Below are 18,636 nucleotides of genomic sequence, written 5' to 3' on the forward strand. Positions count from 1 at the left end.
CTTGCGACATCGTTGGCGCGAGCCACCTCGAAAGCGCAAATTTCAAGCCATGCCAAAGCTATCTTAGCGCATATGCCGCAAGGGGGGAGATTAGGTGCCAAATTTCCCCGTCCTGGGGAAACCCTTCGGCACCATACGGCCGGCGGCGGCACGTGCTCCGATCCACTCGGCCAGCTCCTCGCGCGACTTGGTGAAGGTGCGATCGGCCGAATCCTGCCAGGAGAGCCCCGTCTCCAGGGTGAAGGTCTTCAGGTCCAGCACGCCGCCGTCCTTGTATTTCTGCAGGCGCACGCCCTTGCCGCGCGCCATTTCCGGAATTTCGGCGAGCGGGAAGATCAGCATCTTGCGGTTCTCGCCGACGATGGCGAGATGGTCGCCCGAAACCGGAATGCAGCGCTTGGCCTCGTCCGGCGCCTTGACGTTCATCACCTGCTTGCCCTTGCGGGTGTTGGCGACGACCTCTTCCTCCGGGACGACGAAACCGTTGGCGTCGTAGGAGACGAGCAGCAGCTTGCGCTTCGGATCGTGGACAAAGGCGGTGACGATGTCCTGGTCGTTCTCCATGTCAACGGTGATGCGGATCGGCTCGCCATGGCCGCGCCCGCCCGGCAGCCGGTCGGCGCCGATGGTGTAGAACTTGCCGCCGGTTGTGAAGACCAGGATCTTGTCCGTGGTCTGGGCATGGAAGGCGAGCTTCAGGCTGTCGCCTTCCTTGAAGGCAAGCTGCGAATGGTCGGTCAGGTGGCCTTTCATGGCACGCAGCCAGCCCTTTTCCGACACCACCACCGTAACCGGCTCGCGCTCGATCATTGCATGCGCGATGTCGGTCAGGTCATGTTCCGGAGCGTCGGCAAACTGAGTGCGCCGCCTGCCGAGCTCGGTCTCGGGACCGAACTGATCGCGGACCTTTGTGACCTCCCACTTGATCGTCGCCCACTGCTTGGCGTCCGACGCCAGCAGCGCCTCGATCTGCTTCTTTTCGGCGGTGAGGCCGTCGAATTCCTTGCGGATCTCGATCTCTTCGAGCTTGCGCAGGGCGCGCAGGCGCATGTTGAGGATGGCTTCGGCCTGGTTGTCGGTGAGCGACCAGCGGGCCATCATCACCTGCTTGGGCTCATCCTCCTCGCGGATGATCCTGATGACCTCGTCGATGTTGAGATAGGCGATCAGGTAGCCGGCGAGGATTTCCAGCCGCTTCTCGATCTCGCCGAGCCGGTATTTCGAGCGGCGGATCAGAACCTCGCGGCGGTGGTCGAGCCACTCCTTCAGCACGCCTTTCAACGAAAGAACGTTCGGCACCTTACCGCGCGACAGCACATTCATGTTGAGCGGGAAACGGCTTTCGAGCTCGGTGAGCTTGAACAGCGATTCCATAAGGATGCCGGGATCGACGGTGCGGCTCTTCGGCACCAGCACGATGCGGATGTCTTCCGCACTCTCATCGCGGATGTCCTCGAGCAGCGGCAGCTTGCGCGCCATCAAAACCTCGGCGATCTTCTCGATCAGCCTGGCCTTCTGCACGCCGTAGGGGATCTCGGTGACGACGATGCTCCAGGTTCCCCTGCCCTGGTCCTCCTGGCCCCATTTGGAGCGCACGCGGAAACCGCCGCGGCCCGTCTCATAAGCTTCGAGGATCGAGGCGCGGCTGTCGACGATGATGCCGCCGGTCGGGAAATCCGGTCCCTGGACGAAATCCATCAGCTTCGCCACCGGCGCTTCCGGATGCTCGATCAGGTGGAGTGCTGCGTCGCAAAGCTCGGCCGCGTTGTGCGGCGGGATCGAGGTCGCCATGCCGACGGCAATGCCCGACGAGCCGTTGGCGAGCAGGTTCGGGAAGGCGCCCGGCAGAACGGACGGCTCCTCGTCCTCTTCATTGTAGGTCGGCCGGAAGTCCACCGCGTCCTCGGTGATGCCGGCAAGCAGCTCGCTCGCCACCTCGGTCATGCGCGCTTCGGTATAGCGCATGGCGGCGGCATTATCGCCGTCGATGTTGCCGAAATTGCCCTGCCCGTCGACCAGGGGGTAGCGCATCGAGAAATCCTGCGCCAGCCGCACCAGCGCGTCGTAGATCGACTGGTCGCCATGCGGATGGAACTTACCCATCACGTCGCCCACGATGCGGGCGCATTTGGCGAAGCCCTGATCGGGGTTGAGCCTGAGCAGCCGCATGGCATGCATGATGCGGCGATGGACCGGCTTCAGTCCGTCGCGCACATCCGGCAGTGCCCGGTGCATGATGGTCGACAGCGCATAAGCCAGATAGCGCCGCTCGAGCGCTTCCTTCAGATCGACCGGTTCGATTTTATCGCCGCCGCCATTGTCATCGGGCGGCAAAAGCCTTTTTCCCATGGATTTGGACTAGCCGAGCGGGTGATTCGCGGCAAGCGCCGCGTGAAGATCGGCGCATTCGCCGCGGCCGCAGACATGCAGCCGGCGGTGTGAAGGATTTCACGGAAGCAGCGTCGCGGCGGCTGCAATTTGCCGCCAATCTGCAACAGGCTTAGTCGGCAACATGACGCCGGCCAACATCAATCCGTTACATGCGGCCGCTATCTGGCAATGCAACGCGCTGGCGGAGGAAAGCCGCGGTCTTCATGACAAATTCACCGCATCGCGCAAAGGCTGCCGGCCGCAGTTTGCTTTTCATCGCCGTTTTCGACAAATGTGCCGGGACATGCCTTCTTCCCGTCCCGTTCCTCACGGAATGGTGATGGAGCAGGTTTCAAAACAAATTTCATCATAGCCAAATCAGGACAGGGAACTCGCCATGACAATCCAACGCTCGACGCTCAAGAAATTGGCTTTTTCGACCTTTCTGCTGACCCTGCAGCTCAATGCGGCCTTTGCCGCCGATCCGGCGGTGGCCGAGCGCATCAAGGCAGCCCTTGCCGCCCAGGGCGTCGATATTTCCTGGACCGGTGTCTCGGGCGACGATTCGAACGCGGTGCTGCAGGGTGTTTCCATCAAGCCGGCGGCCGAGAAGGAAGCACTGCCGATCGGCGACGTGAAGCTCGAAGGGGTCAGCGAAGCCAATGGCGGCTATGAGATCGCCACCGTCTCGACCTCGCCCTTCGAGCACAGCAAGGACGGTGTGACGCTCAATCTCAGCCCGGTGGTCATCCACGACATGAAGGTCCCGGCCGAAGGCGGCACCGATCCGCTCGGCTCGCTGATGATGTACAAGTCGGCGGAACTCTCCAACATGACGGTCAAGGTCGGCGACAAGACGGCGTTCGCGATGGACGGGCTTGCCGTTCAAATCACCCCGCCGGCCGACGGCAAGGCGATGGACTTCACCGCCAACACCGAAAAATTCACCGCGGATCTCTCGCTGGTCGACGACGCGAAGTCGAAGGAAGCGATCGAGGCGCTCGGCTACCAGAACATCTCAGGCAACATTGCAATGGCCGGCACCTGGCAGCCGAGCGACGGCAAGATGGAGCTGTCGAAATATGACATCTCGGTCGAGAACGCCGGCACGCTCGGCATGACCTTCAACCTCGGCGGCTACACGCTCGACTTCATCAAGTCGATGCAGGAGATGCAGAAGAAGCTCGCCGCCCAGCCGGAAGGCGCCGACAATTCCGCACAAGGCATGGCCATGCTCGGCCTGATGCAGCAGCTTTCCTTCAACGGCGCATCGGTGCGCTTCGAGGACGATTCGCTGACCGGCAAGGTGCTCGACTATGTCGGCAAGCAGCAGGGCATGTCGGCCAAGGACGTCGCCAACCAGGCCAAGGCGATCGTGCCGTTCGGCATGGCGCAGCTCAACAATCCCGAGCTGACTGCGGAAGTCTCGGCGGCGGTCAACACCTTCCTCGACAATCCGAAGAGCCTGGAAATCTCGGCCGAGCCGCCGTCATCGGTGCCGTTCGCGCTGATCATGGCCGGCGCCATGTCCAACCCGCTCGACCTGCCGAAGACGCTGGGCGTCAAGGTCAAGGCGAACCAGGACTGATCGGACTAGCTAGCTGCCTTCTCCCCGTCACTATACGGGGAGAAGGTGCCGGCAGGCGGATGAGGGGCACCGCCGACGCTCGCAAATGAAATGAATTCGATGCAGGACCGATTGCCTGTTAGAAGGCCCTGCCTGCTACGGCGGCCCGTAAATCGCCAGCACCGCGCTGCCCCTCATTGTCCTGCCGGACATTTCTCCCCCGTATAGTGACGGGGAGAAAGGGCAGTTGCAGCGCTGCCGTCAGTCCTTCTTCGCCACCGCGACGCGCAGCGACAGCTCGCGCAGCTGCTGCGGGGTCGCTTCGGACGGCGCGTTCATCAGCAGGTCGTAAGCCTGCTGGTTCATCGGGAACATGGTGATCTCGCGCAGGTTCTTGGCGCCCACGAGCAGCATGACGATGCGGTCGACGCCGGCCGCCATGCCGCCATGCGGCGGCGCGCCATACTGGAACGCGCGGTAGAGGCCGCCGAAGCGCTCTTCCACCGTCGCGCGGTCCAGGCCGACCATCTCGAAAGCCTTGACCATGGTTTCCGGCAGATGGTTGCGGATGCCGCCCGACGCGATCTCGAAGCCATTGCAGACCATGTCGTACTGGAACGCCTTGATGCCGAGCGGCTCCTGGCCGTTGAGCGCATCAATGCCGCCCTGCGGCATGGAGAACGGGTTGTGGGCGAAGTCGATCTTCTTCTCGTCCTCGTTCCATTCGAAGAACGGGAAATCGACGATCCAGCAGAGCTCGAAACGATCGCGGTCGACGAGGTTCAGCTCTTCACCGGCGCGCGTGCGCGCTGCTCCCGCGAAGGTGACGAACTTCTTCGGGTCGCCGGCGACGAAGAAGGCGGCATCGCCATCGGCAAGGCCGAGCTGTTGGCGGATCGCCTCGGTGCGCTCCTCGCCGATGTTCTTGGCGATCGGACCGGCGCCTTCGAGTTTTTCACCTTCCTTGCGCCAGAAGATGTAGCCCAGTCCAGGCTGCCCCTCGCCTTGCGCCCAGGAGTTCATGCGGTCGCAGAAGGCGCGGCTGCCGCCAGTCTTGGCCGGGATCGCCCAGACCTCGGCCTTCGCGTCGTTCGCGAGAATGTTGGCGAAAACCTTGAAACCGGAATCGCGGAAATGATCCGAGACAGCCTGCATCTCGATCGGGTTGCGCAGGTCAGGCTTATCGGTGCCGTAGATGCGCATCGCCTCGTCATAGGGAATGCGGCGGAATTCCTGGGTCACCGGCTTGCCGGCGGCGAAGGTCTCAAAGACGCCACGCAGCACGGGTTCCATGGTGGAGAGCACGTCGTCCTGCTCGACGAAGCTCATCTCAAGGTCGAGCTGGTAGAATTCGCCAGGCAGGCGGTCGGCGCGCGGATCCTCGTCGCGGAAGCAGGGCGCGATCTGGAAATAGCGGTCGAAGCCCGAGACCATGATCAGCTGCTTGTACTGCTGCGGCGCCTGCGGCAGCGCGTAGAAGGTGCCGGGATGAATGCGCGAAGGCACCAGGAAGTCGCGCGCGCCTTCCGGCGAGGACGCGGTCAGGATCGGCGTCGAGAATTCGGTGAAGCCCACCTCGCCCATGCGCTTGCGCATCTCTGCGATGATTTTTGTCCGCGCGACGATGTTCTTGTGCAACGTCTCGCGACGCAGGTCGAGGAAGCGGTATTTCAGGCGAATGTCTTCGGGATACTCCGGTTCGCCGAACACCGGCAGCGGCAGTTCCTTGGCCGCCGACAGCACTTCGATCTCGCGCGCGAAAATCTCGATCTCGCCGGTCGGCAGGTTCGGATTGACGGTTTCCGGCAGCCGCGCCTTGACCTCGCCGTCGACGCGGATCACCCATTCGCCACGCACGGTCTCAGCGACCTTGAAGGCCGGCGAATCCGGATCGGCGACGATCTGGGTCAGGCCGTAATGGTCGCGAAGATCGATGAAGAGCAGCCCGCCATGGTCGCGCACGCGATGCACCCAGCCCGACACGCGGACGGAATTGCCGACGTCGCTCTTTCTCAACTGGGCACAGGTGTGGCTGCGGTAACGATGCGTGGTCATTGGTAAAGTCCGGAAATTGCGGGCGACGGCCCGGCTCGAAAATTGGCGCGAAAAGCGCATGAGAGGCCGGCTTTGTCAAGGCAAGCGGTCACGCAGGCGCGCTTCGGCCGTCAGGCAAAGTGGATTTGCGCGCCCTGGCTTTGGAAATCGGCGAGTGTGGCCGGAGGCGCGCTCTTTTCCACCACGAGATGGCGGATCGCATCCGCCCCCGCCACGCGATAGGGCGCGGCGGTAGCGAGCTTGTCATTGGTGACGGCAATGACGATGCCGGCGCTGTTTTTCGCCATGGCGCGTTTCACTTCGGCTTCGGCTGAATCGAAGGCGGTGACGCCGCGCGCGAAATCCAGCCCGCAGGATCCGAGAAAGAACAGATCGGCGCCGAGTTGCCCCACGGCGGCGAGCGTGTCGGCACCGACGCAGGTGCCGAGATCGGGCACATAGCGGCCGCCGAGCACGATCAGCTCGACCAAAGGATGATCGACCAGAGCCGAGGCGACGCCCAGCGAATTGGTGGCGACGGTCAGTTGGATGTCGCGCGGGATCGCCCTGGCGATCGCCTCGTTGGTCGTGCCGCCGTCGATAAACAACGATTGCCCGGCGCTCAGCAGTCCAACCGCCGCCCTGGCGAGCCGCGTTTTTTCCTCGACCGCATAACGGCTGCGCTGGCTGAGCGTCGCGGCGGCAAAAGGCGCGGAGGCGACGGCGCCACCATAGACGCGGCGCAACTGCCCGGCTTTCGCCAGCTCGCGCAGATCGCGGCGCACCGTGTCTTCCGAAACGCCGAAACGGCTGGCGAGCTCGCCCGCCAGCACCTTTCCGTCCGCTGCCAACTGATTCCGAATGAGTTGATGCCGTTCTTCGGTGAGCATGCATGATCCTATTTATTTGTGCACGTTATTGCATGTTTTGCCGGTTCATGCAAGAAACGGAGTCGTGAGCGGACCCGAGAGTTCGCCCGTCATTACTCCTTATTGGATTTCCCGCGATGACCCTTGGCCTGAAACTCGCCCCTCAGCACCGCGTCTATGCGGGCTTTGCGATCTATTCCTTTGCCATGGGCAACATCTTCCCGCGCCTGCCCGACATCAAGCGAGCCATGGGGATCGAGGACGGTACGCTGGGGCTCGCCCTGATCGGCACGCCGATCGGCACACTGGTCGCGCTGACGCTGGCGACACCGATGCTGGAGCGCGTCGGCTTTCGCCGCGCGCTGCTGTGGCTGGTGCCGCTGCTTGGCTTCACCTATGCCATCGCGGTGCACGCGCCCGGCCCCGCCGCTCTGTTCCTGATGCTGCTCCCGGTCGGACTGATGATCGGCAGCATCGAAATCATCTTGAATGTCGAGGCCGACAGGACCGAGTTCCTGCTCAAACGCCGCATCATGAACCGAGCGCATTCGTTCTGGAGCATCGGTTTCTTCGGCGCCGGCCTGTTCGGCGGCGCGCTGGCGCATCTCGGCCTGTCGCCGCAACTGCATCTGGCGCTGGTGGTGCCGATGGTGGCGGTTGCGATGGCGCTGTTCCTCGGCGGCTTCGAACCGGCGCCCGCCCGCTTCGCCACGTCCGGCGACAAGGCGCCGATGTTCGCCCGGCCGACGCTGCCGATCCTCATCCTCGTCGCGATGACGCTGTCGGCCATGCTGATGGAAGGCGCCAGCATGGATTGGTCGGCGATCTATATGCGCACCGTGTTCGACACTGGCCCGTTCGTCGCCGGGATCACGGTCGCACTGTTCGCTTTCTCGCAGGCGACGACACGCTTCTTCGCCGACAGCTTCGTCGATCGTTACTCGCCAAGCGGCGTGGCGCGCGTGCTGTTGGCGACGATGATCGTCGGCGTCTTCATCGTCTTCTTCTCGCCCCTGCCCTTCATCTCGATGCTGGGCTTTGCGCTTCTGGGCATCGGCAGCAGCGCCATCTTCCCGCTGGCGATCTCGGCGGCGGCTCAGCGCACCGACCGCCCCGCGGCGATCAATGTCGCGGCTCTGTCGCAGATTTCCTTCGTCGCCTTCCTGCTTGGGCCGCCGCTGCTCGGCTTCGTGTCCGACCATTGGGGCATCCGCTCGGCCTATGGCATCGGCGTACCGTTCATCGTGCTTAGCCTGGCGGCAGCGGGCGCGCTCGGCCGGCGACCGTCGTCGAGCGCAATGCCGGAGGGGACAGGATCCGGCTCGACAGGAGAAAGGGTCCCGGCGCGAGCCTATGAAGCGTGAAGGGCTCGCGCGGCAGCGCCACTTAGGGGAGCTGGCCGCAGCCGCTTGAGGGGGCATCGCGGGATGGCGCGCGGGCACGCGGTGCTATTTCGCACGGGAGAACCCCGACGATCGAGCCGCCGCTTACGTCGCGGCGCTTGACGAAAGCGCGCGCGGCTGAAATTGAAAGAGGCCTAATACTGTGCCAAAAGCGATTTGATGCACGTCATCACCACACAAGAAGAACTCGAGAGCGTTGTCGCGGCGTTCGAAAAGTCGGAATTCGTTACCGTCGATACCGAATTCATCCGCGAGACGACCTTCTGGCCGATCCTCTGCCTGATCCAGATCGCCGCGCCTGGGATCGAGGCGCTTGTCGATCCGTTGGCGCCCGGCATCGACCTCAAGCCGTTTTTCCGGCTCATGGCCAATGAAGCGGTGCTGAAGGTCTTCCACGCGGCGCGCCAGGACATCGAAATCATCGTCCATCTCGGCGATCTGGTGCCGCATCCGGTGTTCGACACGCAGGTGGCGGCGATGGTCTGCGGCTTCGGCGACAGCGTTTCCTACGACCAGCTCGTGCAGAAGGTCACCGGAGCTCGGCTGGACAAGTCCTCGCGCTTCACCGACTGGCGGCACCGGCCGCTCTCCGACAAGCAGCTCGAATACGCGCTTGCCGACGTCACTCATCTGATCAAGGTCTACCAGCATCTCAGCGCCGAGCTGAAGCGCGAGGATCGCGCCCATTGGCTAAACGAGGAGATGGATGTCCTCACCTCGCGCGAGACCTACGATCCGCATCCGGAGGATGCCTGGAAGCGGCTGAAGATGCGGCTGCGCAAGCCGCAGGAGCTGGCGATCGTGCAGGCCGTTGCCGCCTGGCGCGAGCGCGAGGCGCGCGAGCGCGACGTGCCGCGCGGCCGCGTGCTCAAGGACGATGCCATCTACGAGATCGCCCAACAGGCGCCGCGTGACGCGGCCGCGCTCGGCAAGCTGCGCACCACGCCGAAAGGCTGGGAGCGCTCCGCCACGGCAACCGCGCTGCTTGGCGCGGTCAACGCCGCCCTCGCGCTGCCCAAGGACGCGATGCCGAAACTGCCGAAAAGCTTGCAGCCGCCGGAGGGATCGAGCGCGGCGGCGGAACTGCTCAAGGTGCTGCTCAGGATCATCGCGGAGAAGGAAGGCGTCGCCACCAAGGTGCTTGCCTCCAGCGACGATATCGACCGCATAGCCGCCGAGGGCGACGAAGCCGACGTGGCGGCGTTGCAGGGCTGGCGGCGCGCCGTTTTCGGCGAGCAGGCGCTAAAGCTGGTGCGCGGCGAGATCGGCATCAAGTTCGACAAGCGGCGGATCGCGGTGTTCGACCTGTAGCGTTAAACCAGTCCCAGCAGGTGCAGCGCGAACCAGATCCATGCGATGAGAAGTATGCCCGCGCCAAGGAAGAAGGCGCGGCTGCGGTGCAGCACATAGTTTCTGTCGAGATGCACCCAGGCGTGAACATAGCGCGTGACTATAAAGAGCCACATCAGTGCCAGCGTCAGATAGTTCACGCTGTTGGTGACGAACAGCGCCAGGCACAGCACGTGAAAGAGAACCGGCAGTTCGAACTGGTTGATCAGGTTGTTGGCGACGGTGACGCTCGAGGCCGGCTCGGTTGAGCGGACCTTGTACTGGCCGATCCTGGCTTCGCCGGACTTCACGGCGAGATAGCGCCGCTTGAACATCACCAGATAGACGACATAGACCAGAAGAAACATGCGCCAGCATCGGCCAGAAGATGGCTGTCTGGCGCATCTGCTTGTCCTCAGCGTCGCCGCCCGGCCAGCGCGAAGACCGCGATGACGAAGACCGGGATCGCCAGCAGGGCGAATTTGCTGACGGTCAGCAAAGAGGCGAAGGCCAGCGAATCGGGATTGGCCAGCTGGAAATCGGAGAGCAGCCGCGCCATGGCAAAATTCTGGGTGTAGTCGGCGACCGCATAGGGAGCCACCAGCACCAGCGAGAACAAGGCCTGCAGCTGCGTCGGCAAGGCGCGGAAGGTGCTGAGTCGCCGCCCGAAGGCGAGGATAAGGCTCACCAGCGTCAGCGACAGCAGCGCCGGGAACAAAAGATCGAAGGTCAAATAGTGCCAGACGATGATGATCTCGCCGCCGCGCCGGCCGAGCGCGGTTAGCCACGCCATGCCTTCGTCGGGCGTGAAGCCGGCGACGCGCATGTCGAGCGAGGCCAGGCCGCCGCTCAAGCGCTGGAAATAGAGAAACTCCAGCGCCGTCATGACGAGGAACAGCGCAATCGAGGCGATGGAGAGCGCTGCCGCGTGACGCGACAGCCGCAGCACCGTCACGCTTAAGTCACGCCACAGTCCCCGCTGGCGGTCAGGCCGATCGGCCTGCCGATCAAATTCCGCCCGGGTAATTGGGGCTTTCGCGGGTGATCGTGACGTCATGGGCATGGCTTTCACGAAGTCCGGCGTTGGATATGCGCACAAAAGTGGCGCGCTCGCGGAAATCTGCAAGATCACGTCCACCCACATAACCCATAGCGGCTTTCAGGCCGCCTGCAAGCTGGTGCAGCACGCCAGCCACAGGTCCTTTGTAGGGGACCTGCCCTTCAATGCCCTCCGGAACCAGCTTCAGCGTGTCGCGAACTTCAGCCTGGAAGTAGCGGTCGGCCGAGCCGCGCGCCATGGCGCCGACCGAACCCATGCCCCGATACGCCTTGAAGGAACGACCTTGGTGCAGATAGACCTCGCCAGGGCTCTCGTCGGTGCCGGCAAGCAGCGAACCGATCATGGCGGCGCTTGCTCCGGCGGCAAGCGCCTTGGCGAGATCGCCCGAATATTTGATGCCGCCATCGGCGATGACGCTGACGCCGGCCCTGCTGGCCGTCTCGACCGCCGACATGATTGCCGACAGCTGCGGGACACCGACACCGGCGACGATTCTGGTTGTGCAGATCGAACCCGGGCCGATGCCGACCTTGACGGCGTCGGCGCCGGCATCGATCAGCGCCTGCGTGCCGTCGGCCGTGGCGACATTGCCGGCCAGAATGCGCACGGAGTTCGACAGTTTCTTCGCCCGCGTCACCGCATCCAGCACGCGCTGCGAGTGGCCGTGCGCGGTGTCGATGACGAGCAAGTCGACGCCGGCATCAATCAGGCGCTCGGCGCGCTCGAACCCGTCATCGCCGACGCTCGTGGCGGCTGCCGCGCGCAGGCGCCCCTGCGCGTCCTTGGTGGCGTGCGGGTTGAGCTGCGACTTCTCGATGTCCTTGACGGTGATCAGGCCGACGCAATTGCCGTTCCTGTCGACCACTACCAGCTTCTCGATGCGATGCTTGTGAAGGAGACGCTTGGCTTCGTCCTGGTCGACATTCTCCTTGACCGTGATCAGGTTCTCACGCGTCATCAGCTCGTAGACCTTCTGCGCCGGATCGGAGGCGAAGCGCACGTCGCGGTTGGTGAGGATGCCGACGAGGCGGCCGACCGTGTGGCCGCCGGTGCCGCCATTTTCGACCACCGGAATGCCGGAAATCGAATAGGTGCGCATCAGCGCCAGCGCATCGGCCAGCGTGGCGTCGGGGCCGATGGTGACTGGGTTCACCACCATGCCGGATTCGAATTTCTTCACCTGCCTGACCTGCTCGGCCTGTTCGGACGGCGAGAAATTGCGGTGGATGACGCCGATGCCGCCGGCCTGCGCCATGGCGATCGCCAGCCGCGCCTCGGTGACGGTGTCCATGGCCGCCGACAGGATCGGCACGTTGAGATCGATTTCGCCGGCAATACGGGTGCGGATGTCGGTTTCGCCCGGCATCACCTCGGAATGGCCGGGCTGCAAGAGCACGTCGTCGAAAGTCAGCGCCAGCGCGCCGGTGGACGTTTCGATGATTTTTGCCATGGCCAGTCCTTTTGAATGCGGAAAAGGCGCCGGGCCGATTGGCCAGCGCCGACTCTCTTCTTCCCTTTCAGGATTGGCGCTGGCTGGTACCACGTCCTGGGGCGGAAGAAAAGCCGATCGTCGCTGAGTTCGGCGCGGCGCTGGCATGTAAGGCAATCGACGGACAGGCCTATACCGGCGGCGAGCTTGTCGCCCGGCGTGCCTTCCAAGACTGGCAACTTCATCGCCATCGGAACAAAAGAGGAACAAATTTCTTGACCGTCAAGACTCTTCTGTGGAATCTTTTCGTATGACCAACCACGACAAGTTACCTGGCGGGCCGACGCTCTTTCCGGCATGCCTATTGCGCCCGACGCCAAGTGGTCTCTACGGTAGCGTATCGGATCACATGGTGGCGGCGGGCATGCCAAAAAAGTTCTTTGAGGAACGCAGCGATCAATCAGCAATTAAGGCTGAAATCATCCAAAAATATTTTGCAACCTGGGCAAACATCGTCCTCCCGTCCGCTCAGCGATACGCCGGGGGTACGATCGCGTATATCGATCTTTATGCCGGCCCTGGCCGCTACAAGGACGGAGCTGCTTCGACGCCCCTGCTGGTGCTCGAGAAGGCAATAGAAAGCCCCAGCCTTAGCGCTGCTTTGGTCTGTCTATTCAATGACATGGACGAAAATAACACGCAAACCTTGCAGGCTGAGATCGATGCGTTGCCGGGTATTGAGAAATTGAAATATAAACCGGAGGTCAATTGCAATCCGGTCAATCAGGATGCTGAGGAATTTTTCTCAGCAACCAAGCTCATCCCGTCGTTTACGTTCCTCGATCCCTTTGGCTACAAAGGATTGTCACTTCGCTTGGTGAATGCGGTCATTAAGGACTGGGGCTGCGACTGCGTTTTCTTCTTCAACTACAATCGAATTAGCTTAGGCATTTCTAACCCGCTTGTTCAAACTCACATGGAGGCGCTGTTCGGCAAGGAGCGCGCAGCGCAGCTTAAAAAGAATGTCGAGGGTGCAGCACCTTCCATTAGGGAACAGATGATTCTCGAAGAGCTGACACAGGCCCTAATCGAGATGGGAGGCAAATTTGTTCTACCGTTCCGTTTCAGAAACGAGGCGGGCAGGCTGACGCATCATTTGGTCTTCGTATCAAAGAGCTTCAAAGGATACTCTACGATGAAGGGTATCATGGCGTCCGCGAGCTCGAAGGCGGATCAGGGAGTTCCGTCGTTCGCGTATTCGCCGGCCGACAAGTCCATGCCGCTGCTGTTTGAGCTTTCGCGTCCTCTCGATGATCTGGAAGGCCTCTTGAAAAAGGAATACGCGGGCAAAACGATGTCCATGCTCAAAATCTACGAGTCACACAGCGTTGGCCGTCCGTATCTGAGCAAGAACTATAAGGATGTCCTGAAAAAGATGGAGAAAGATGGGGCTATCAAGGTTGTTGATCCGGAGGGTAAGCCACGCCGCGGGGACTCGTTTCCTGACCGTTTAGAGGTCACCTTTCCCAAGGTGAAGAAGTAGATGGGCAACAACTCGAAGATCGAGTGGACCGAGGCTACCTGGAACCCGGTAGCGGGATGCACCATCGTCTCGCCGGGCTGCACGAACTGCTACGCTATGAGAATGGCGGAGCGCTTGGATTTAATGGGGCAAGAAAAGTATCAGGGCCTCACGCGACGTAGTGGGGGCCGTCCCAAGTGGAACGGACAGGTGCGAGTCGATGAGCATGCGTTAACGATACCGCATTCTTGGAAAGCGGGACGGATGATATTCGTCAATTCGATGTCAGATTTGTTCCACGAAGGCATCCCCATCGACTTCATAAAAAAAGTCTTCAGGGTCATGAAAGATTGCCCGCAGCACACATTCCAAGTGCTCACCAAACGCTCGGGGCGGCTGCGCGACGTTGCCGACGCTCTTGAATGGCCTGCGAATGTTTGGATGGGCGTGAGTGTCGAGAACCTGGAGTATGTCCATCGGATCGATGACTTGCGGGACACGCCCGCCGCCGTGAAGTTTCTGAGCCTGGAGCCTCTTTTGGGCCATGTGGGTTTGCTCGATCTGCGGGGAATTAGTTGGGCTATTGCTGGCGGGGAAAGTGGCCCTGGTGCTCGGCCGATGGATCCCGCGTGGGTACGTTCGATCAGGGATCAGTGCGTGGAAGCGGATGTCGCGTTCCATTTCAAGCAATGGGGCGGAGTCAACAAGAAGCGAACCGGGCGAACCCTTGATGGCCGCACGTGGAACGAGTTTCCCCAACTAGCGGCGGTGTAAGGACCGCCTCTGCCTCCAAACGTATCGCATATTAGCCGCTGCTTGACGAAGCCGTTCGCCACACCAGACTCGTTAACCATGGCGAAGGGCTTCAACATCGGCGGCGAGGTAGCGATTACAACGACCGTGCGCAGGCGCGTCACTGAGGACAGGGTGAGCGTGTCGATCCCTTCATACGGGCTCCCCCATTCTGTTATTGATCGCACTTCGAACTTTAAGAAGGCAGTAGGCACGCGGCCATGCTCAACTGTTTTCCAGCCACCACTGGTTGCGCTCCCGCAAAAGTGACAGCAATTTAATGCGACATCCGGGCCGAGGCGTGATAACCGCCCGGTCACACCGGTTCGCCCCAAGCCGGGCCTAGAATCGCGAAGACAAATCAGGGCGTTTCCCTTGAACCGCATCATCCCGCTTATCCTGGCGGTCGCATTGTTCATGGAGAACATGGATTCGACCGTGATCGCGACGTCGCTGCCGGCGATCGCTGTCGACATCCACACCAGCCCGATCGCGCTGAAGCTGGCGCTGACGGCTTATCTGGTGTCGTTGGCGATCTTCATTCCGATCAGCGGCTGGATGGCCGACCGGTTCGGCGCCAAGAACGTCTTTCGCGCCGCGATCGGCGTCTTCATTGCGGGCTCGGTCGCCTGCGCGTTTTCCAATTCACTGCCGGCCTTCGTGGTGTCGCGCTTCCTGCAAGGCATAGGCGGCGCTATGATGACGCCGGTGGGCCGACTGGTGCTGGTGCGCGCCACGCCGAAGAGCGAGCTGGTCGCGGCGATGTCCTGGCTGACCGTGCCGGCGCTTGTGGGCCCTCTGGTCGGCCCACCGATCGGCGGCTTCATCACCACCTATTTCACCTGGCACTGGATTTTTCTGATCAATGTGCCGATCGGGTTGCTGGGCATCTGGCTAGCCACGCGGTTCTTGCCCGAAACCCAGCCTGCGGAGACACCGCCGCTCGATGTCCGGGGATTTGTGCTCAGCGGTCTCGCAGCGTCCGGCGTCGTCTTCGGCCTTTCCGTCGTCAGCCTGCCGGCGCTGCCGCCAATGGCCGGTTTCATCACGGTGGCGGTCGGGGTGATCTCCGGCGCGCTTTATCTCATCCATGCGCGGCGCGCCAGGAACCCGCTGCTGGCGCTGGAGCTGTTCCGCAACCAGGTCTTCCGATCCTCCGTGCTCGGCGGCTCGCTGTTTCGCATCGGCATCGGCGCGGTGCCGTTCCTTCTGCCGCTGATGTTCCAGATCGGCTTCGGGCTGACGCCCTTCCAGTCGGGCATGATCACCTTCGTCTCGGCGATCGGCGCCATCGGCATGAAATTCGTCACCGCGCTGATCTTCCGGCTCGCCGGCTTCCGGCGCGTGCTGATCTGGGGCTCGCTGGTCGCGGCCGCCTCGATCGCCATCTACGGCCTGTTCACGCCGCAGACGCCCTACGCGCTGATGCTGGCGATCCTTTTGGTCGGAGGCTTCATCCGCTCCATGTTCTTCACCGGCGTCAATGCGCTCTCCTATGGGGAGATCACGCCCGCCGACACCAGCAAGGCGACGCCGATCACGGCGGTTTTCCAGCAATTGTCGATCGCGATGGGCGTGGCGCTGGCCGGCGGCATCCTCGAAGTGTCGACCTCGATCCATGGCGGGCCGCTGACCCTGCGCGATTTCCACATCGCCTTCTTCATCGTGGCAGCCGTCTCGGCGGCAGCCTCGATAACCTTCATGCGGCTTGCGCCGGAGGCCGGCAATGCGGTCTCTGGGCACGGTCGGCTGACCACGCCGAAGACGCTGGAAACGGTGGGCACGGCGGGGAAGTAGTGGTGGTGTGCCCTGCCGTGACATCGTCATTCGAGGGCGGAGCGACGCGAAGCGGAGCGCAGACCCTAGAATCCATGCCGTGATGTCTCAGTGCCGCTGCAGTGCAGGACTTGGAGCAGCTCCGGCGAATGTCGGCCACGAATTCTGGACCGCTGTGTTTCTTGGCCGAGGTAACGGCATGGATTCTAGGGTCTGCGCGCGTCGCTTCGCTCCTTGCTCCGCCCTAGAATGACGAAGGTCCGGAACCTTTAAACTCCTTCGCCAGCAAATACAGTTCCACTGATTCATCGCGCGAGGCCGGCGGCTTCACATGATGGACCGAGCGGAAGTTCTGCTTCAGCAACGACAAGAGCTCGTTCTCCGCACCGCCCTGGAACGTCTTGGCAAGGAAATGCCCGCCGGGCTTGAGCACGTGCAGCGCGAAATCGGCCGCGACTTCGCACAGATGCATGGTGCGCAGATGATCGGTGCGGCGATGCCCGGTCGTGGGCGCGGCCATATCGGACAGCACCACATCCGGCTGGCCGCCGAGCGCCTCGGCAAGTTTTTGCGGCGCGTCGGGATCGAGGAAATCCATCTGCAGGATGATGGCGCCCGGAACCGCATCCATTTCGAGATAGTCGATGCCGACGACATGCGGATTTTCCGCCGTCGACTTCGTCCGCGCGGCTGCCACCTGGCACCATCCGCCGGGCGCGGCGCCAAGGTCGATGACCTTCATGCCGGGCTTCAGCAGACGATGCTTGTCGTCGATCTCGATCAGCTTGTAGGCGGCGCGCGAGCGGTAGCCGTCGGCCTTGGAGCGCTGCACATAGGGATCGTTCATATGGCGCTCGAGCCAGCGGCGCGAGGATTCCTTCAAGCCGCTCTTCTTCTTGATCCTGGTCTTGAGGACGCGAATGCTTCCCGAGCCCGGCTTTTCGGGTTTCTTGCTCATCGGCGTTCTCTTCTGCGCATGAGCTTTTCCAAAAACCGGCTCCCACCTTTTGGGATCATGCGCGGCGCCCGCCATTGTTGCGCCAGACGCCGTCATCGGCCATCAGCTCGCTCAAAATTCCCTCGCGCAGGCCGCGGTCGGCGACGCGCAACCGCTCGGACGGCCAGACACCGCGGATCGCTTCCAGGATGGCGCAGCCGGCGAGCACGAGATCGGCGCGGTCGGCGCCGATGCATGGGTTGGCGCAGCGCTGCTGGAAATCCCAGCCGATCAGCCGCTCGATCATGCGATCGACGCTGTCGCGGTCCATCCACAGCCCGTCGACGCGGCGGCGGTCGTAGCGATCGAGATCGAGATGCACGCCGGCGAGCGTGGTCACCGTGCCGGAAGTGCCGAGCAGATGGAAGTTGGGGCTGGCCAGCACATGCGCGAGCCGGTCGCGGCCGTCGAAGGCCTTCAGCCGGGCGGCCACATCGTCGACCATGGCGGCAAAGGTCTCGCGCGTCACGGTGCGGCCGCCGAAGCGTTCGGCGAGCGAGACGACGCCGACGGGCAGCGATGTCCAGGAGACAATGTGGTTGGCCAGTCGTGGCGAACGCCGTCCGGTCAGGTCGATCAGCGCGATTTCCGACGAGCCGCCGCCAATGTCGAACAGCACCACGCCTTGGGTGTCGCGCTCGACCAGCGAACCGCAGCCGGAAACGGCAAGGCGGGCCTCCGTCTGGCGATCGATGATCTCCAGCTTCAGCCCGGCCTCGCGCTCGACGCGATCTAAAAACTCGACACCGTTGGCGGCCGAACGGCAGGCCTCGGTGGCGATCAGCCTGGCTTTCCTGATCTTGCGGTTGCGCAGCTTCTCGCCGCAGATCTTCAGTGCCTCTACCGCGCGGTCCATCGCGGCCTGGCCCAGCCGGCCGCTAGCGGTCAGCCCCTCGCCCAGCCTGACAATGCGCGAGAAAGCGTCGATGACGCGGAATTGACCGTGGCGGCCGGGCACAGCGACCAGCAACCGGCAATTGTTGGTGCCGAGGTCGAGCGCGGCAAAGACAGGCAATTCCTGTTGCGGCGGACGCTGCTGGGCCGCCAGCCTTGGCTCAACCGGCGAAGGCCCGCTGCGAGGCTGGCTAGCCGCCGTGGCGGCAGGCGGCACAGCGCCGTTCTCGTCGCGCGCGAACACCTTGCGGCCGCGCTTGCGCTTGCGGCGCTTGCGTGTCTTGCCTTTCGGTTGATCGCCATGCTGGTCGGCCTGACTTAGGCCAATCTGTCGCTGGCTGGCATGTCTTTGGTGCGCGCCCGCGTGGCGGCTGAATCGCGCCGTGTGCGGGCCCGCCGATTGCGTCGGCGATGCCCCGGACATGCCCACTGCCGACGCGCCCGCGCCGGTATCGTGGTCTTCCACTTCAGTTCCTTCCGGCGCCGCGCGAACCGGGAACGGACGCAGCAGGCACCTCGATTTGTTTCAAGTTGGCAACAGAGTAGCAGCGCCGTTCGCAATCACCAAGAGCGCGAGGCCGAATTTCGCTAACG

15 protein-coding genes and 1 pseudogene are annotated in these 18,636 nt (G+C 62.8%); 8 read left to right on the forward strand and 8 right to left on the reverse strand.

What is annotated here, in order from left to right; genetic code table 11:
- Nucleotides 1-90: 90 nt before the first annotated feature.
- The gene (gene parC, locus LB553_RS28890) at nucleotides 91-2,349 is read right to left on the reverse strand and encodes a DNA topoisomerase IV subunit A (RefSeq protein ID WP_224518369.1); all 2,259 of its coding nucleotides are present in this window, start codon (nucleotides 2,347-2,349) and stop codon (nucleotides 91-93) included.
- Between the two features lie 163 nt (nucleotides 2,350-2,512).
- On the opposite strand from parC, the gene LB553_RS28895 reads away from it, so the two are divergent.
- A complete protein-coding gene (locus LB553_RS28895) occupies nucleotides 2,513-2,743 on the forward strand; it encodes a hypothetical protein (RefSeq protein ID WP_224518370.1) in 231 nt (76 codons plus the stop codon).
- Nucleotides 2,744-2,767: 24 nt separating this feature from the next.
- Nucleotides 2,768-3,958, forward strand: a complete 1,191-nt coding sequence (locus LB553_RS28900) for a hypothetical protein (RefSeq protein WP_224518371.1) — start codon at nucleotides 2,768-2,770, stop codon at nucleotides 3,956-3,958.
- Nucleotides 3,959-4,198: 240 nt separating this feature from the next.
- On the opposite strand, the gene aspS is transcribed toward LB553_RS28900, so the two are convergent.
- Nucleotides 4,199-5,992 (reverse strand): aspartate--tRNA ligase, encoded by a 1,794-nt coding sequence (aspS, locus tag LB553_RS28905; protein WP_224518372.1) that lies wholly within the window; start codon nucleotides 5,990-5,992, stop codon nucleotides 4,199-4,201.
- Nucleotides 5,993-6,102: 110 nt separating this feature from the next.
- Entirely contained in the window at nucleotides 6,103-6,861 is a 759-nt protein-coding gene (locus tag LB553_RS28910) for a DeoR/GlpR family DNA-binding transcription regulator (RefSeq protein ID WP_224518373.1), read from the reverse strand.
- A gap of 116 nt (nucleotides 6,862-6,977) precedes the next feature.
- On the opposite strand from LB553_RS28910, the gene LB553_RS28915 reads away from it, so the two are divergent.
- Nucleotides 6,978-8,204 carry an MFS transporter gene (locus LB553_RS28915; protein ID WP_224518374.1) on the forward strand — a complete coding sequence of 409 codons (1,227 nt, stop codon included), beginning with the start codon at nucleotides 6,978-6,980 and terminating at the stop codon, nucleotides 8,202-8,204.
- A gap of 198 nt (nucleotides 8,205-8,402) precedes the next feature.
- Nucleotides 8,403-9,554, forward strand: coding sequence for a ribonuclease D (rnd, locus tag LB553_RS28920; RefSeq protein WP_224518375.1), 1,152 nt, complete (start codon nucleotides 8,403-8,405; stop codon nucleotides 9,552-9,554).
- A gap of 2 nt (nucleotides 9,555-9,556) precedes the next feature.
- Here rnd and LB553_RS28925 read toward each other — a convergent pair.
- The 3 genes and pseudogenes from LB553_RS28925 to guaB all read right to left on the reverse strand — a co-directional run bounded on the left by LB553_RS28925 (nucleotide 9,557) and on the right by guaB (nucleotide 12,082).
- Nucleotides 9,557-9,977 (reverse strand): annotated as a pseudogene (locus LB553_RS28925) (MAPEG family protein).
- A gap of 10 nt (nucleotides 9,978-9,987) precedes the next feature.
- Complete coding sequence (locus tag LB553_RS28930) at nucleotides 9,988-10,527, reverse strand: hypothetical protein (RefSeq protein WP_224518376.1); 540 nt, start codon at nucleotides 10,525-10,527, stop codon at nucleotides 9,988-9,990.
- 52 nt (nucleotides 10,528-10,579) lie between these two features.
- Entirely contained in the window at nucleotides 10,580-12,082 is a 1,503-nt protein-coding gene (guaB, locus tag LB553_RS28935; RefSeq protein WP_224518377.1) for an IMP dehydrogenase, read from the reverse strand.
- Between the two features lie 38 nt (nucleotides 12,083-12,120).
- On the opposite strand from guaB, the gene LB553_RS28940 reads away from it, so the two are divergent.
- The 4 genes from LB553_RS28940 to LB553_RS28955 all read left to right on the forward strand — a co-directional run bounded on the left by LB553_RS28940 (nucleotide 12,121) and on the right by LB553_RS28955 (nucleotide 16,172).
- Entirely contained in the window at nucleotides 12,121-12,375 is a 255-nt protein-coding gene (locus tag LB553_RS28940; RefSeq protein WP_224518378.1) for a hypothetical protein, read from the forward strand.
- Nucleotides 12,372-13,604, forward strand: coding sequence for a three-Cys-motif partner protein TcmP (locus LB553_RS28945; protein ID WP_224518379.1), 1,233 nt, complete (start codon nucleotides 12,372-12,374; stop codon nucleotides 13,602-13,604). The genes LB553_RS28940 and LB553_RS28945 overlap by 4 nt, the downstream gene beginning before the upstream one ends.
- Nucleotides 13,605-14,357, forward strand: a complete 753-nt coding sequence (locus tag LB553_RS28950) for a DUF5131 family protein (protein ID WP_224518380.1) — start codon at nucleotides 13,605-13,607, stop codon at nucleotides 14,355-14,357.
- Nucleotides 14,358-14,750: 393 nt separating this feature from the next.
- Entirely contained in the window at nucleotides 14,751-16,172 is a 1,422-nt protein-coding gene (locus LB553_RS28955) for an MFS transporter (RefSeq protein WP_224518381.1), read from the forward strand.
- 223 nt (nucleotides 16,173-16,395) lie between these two features.
- On the opposite strand, the gene LB553_RS28960 is transcribed toward LB553_RS28955, so the two are convergent.
- Entirely contained in the window at nucleotides 16,396-17,109 is a 714-nt protein-coding gene (locus LB553_RS28960; RefSeq protein WP_224518382.1) for an RlmE family RNA methyltransferase, read from the reverse strand.
- 55 nt (nucleotides 17,110-17,164) lie between these two features.
- A complete protein-coding gene (locus LB553_RS28965; RefSeq protein ID WP_224518383.1) occupies nucleotides 17,165-18,508 on the reverse strand; it encodes a Ppx/GppA phosphatase family protein in 1,344 nt (447 codons plus the stop codon).
- Nucleotides 18,509-18,636: the final 128 nt, after the last annotated feature.

It is taken from the genome of Mesorhizobium sp. CA8 (assembly GCF_020164955.1).
Taxonomy (GTDB): domain Bacteria; phylum Pseudomonadota; class Alphaproteobacteria; order Rhizobiales; family Rhizobiaceae; genus Mesorhizobium.

What these genes read in the sequence shown, in the direction of transcription:
- parC (WP_224518369.1), bottom strand. Translation starts at nt 2,349, where the DNA reads ATGGGAAAAAGGCTTTTGCCGCCCGATGACAATGGCGGCGGCGATAAA.
- LB553_RS28895 (WP_224518370.1), top strand. Translation starts at nt 2,513, where the DNA reads ATGACGCCGGCCAACATCAATCCGTTACATGCGGCCGCTATCTGGCAA.
- LB553_RS28900 (WP_224518371.1), top strand. Translation starts at nt 2,768, where the DNA reads ATGACAATCCAACGCTCGACGCTCAAGAAATTGGCTTTTTCGACCTTT.
- aspS (WP_224518372.1), bottom strand. Translation starts at nt 5,992, where the DNA reads ATGACCACGCATCGTTACCGCAGCCACACCTGTGCCCAGTTGAGAAAG.
- LB553_RS28910 (WP_224518373.1), bottom strand. Translation starts at nt 6,861, where the DNA reads ATGCTCACCGAAGAACGGCATCAACTCATTCGGAATCAGTTGGCAGCG.
- LB553_RS28915 (WP_224518374.1), top strand. Translation starts at nt 6,978, where the DNA reads ATGACCCTTGGCCTGAAACTCGCCCCTCAGCACCGCGTCTATGCGGGC.
- rnd (WP_224518375.1), top strand. Translation starts at nt 8,403, where the DNA reads ATGCACGTCATCACCACACAAGAAGAACTCGAGAGCGTTGTCGCGGCG.
- guaB (WP_224518377.1), bottom strand. Translation starts at nt 12,082, where the DNA reads ATGGCAAAAATCATCGAAACGTCCACCGGCGCGCTGGCGCTGACTTTC.
- LB553_RS28945 (WP_224518379.1), top strand. Translation starts at nt 12,372, where the DNA reads ATGACCAACCACGACAAGTTACCTGGCGGGCCGACGCTCTTTCCGGCA.
- LB553_RS28950 (WP_224518380.1), top strand. Translation starts at nt 13,605, where the DNA reads ATGGGCAACAACTCGAAGATCGAGTGGACCGAGGCTACCTGGAACCCG.
- LB553_RS28960 (WP_224518382.1), bottom strand. Translation starts at nt 17,109, where the DNA reads ATGAGCAAGAAACCCGAAAAGCCGGGCTCGGGAAGCATTCGCGTCCTC.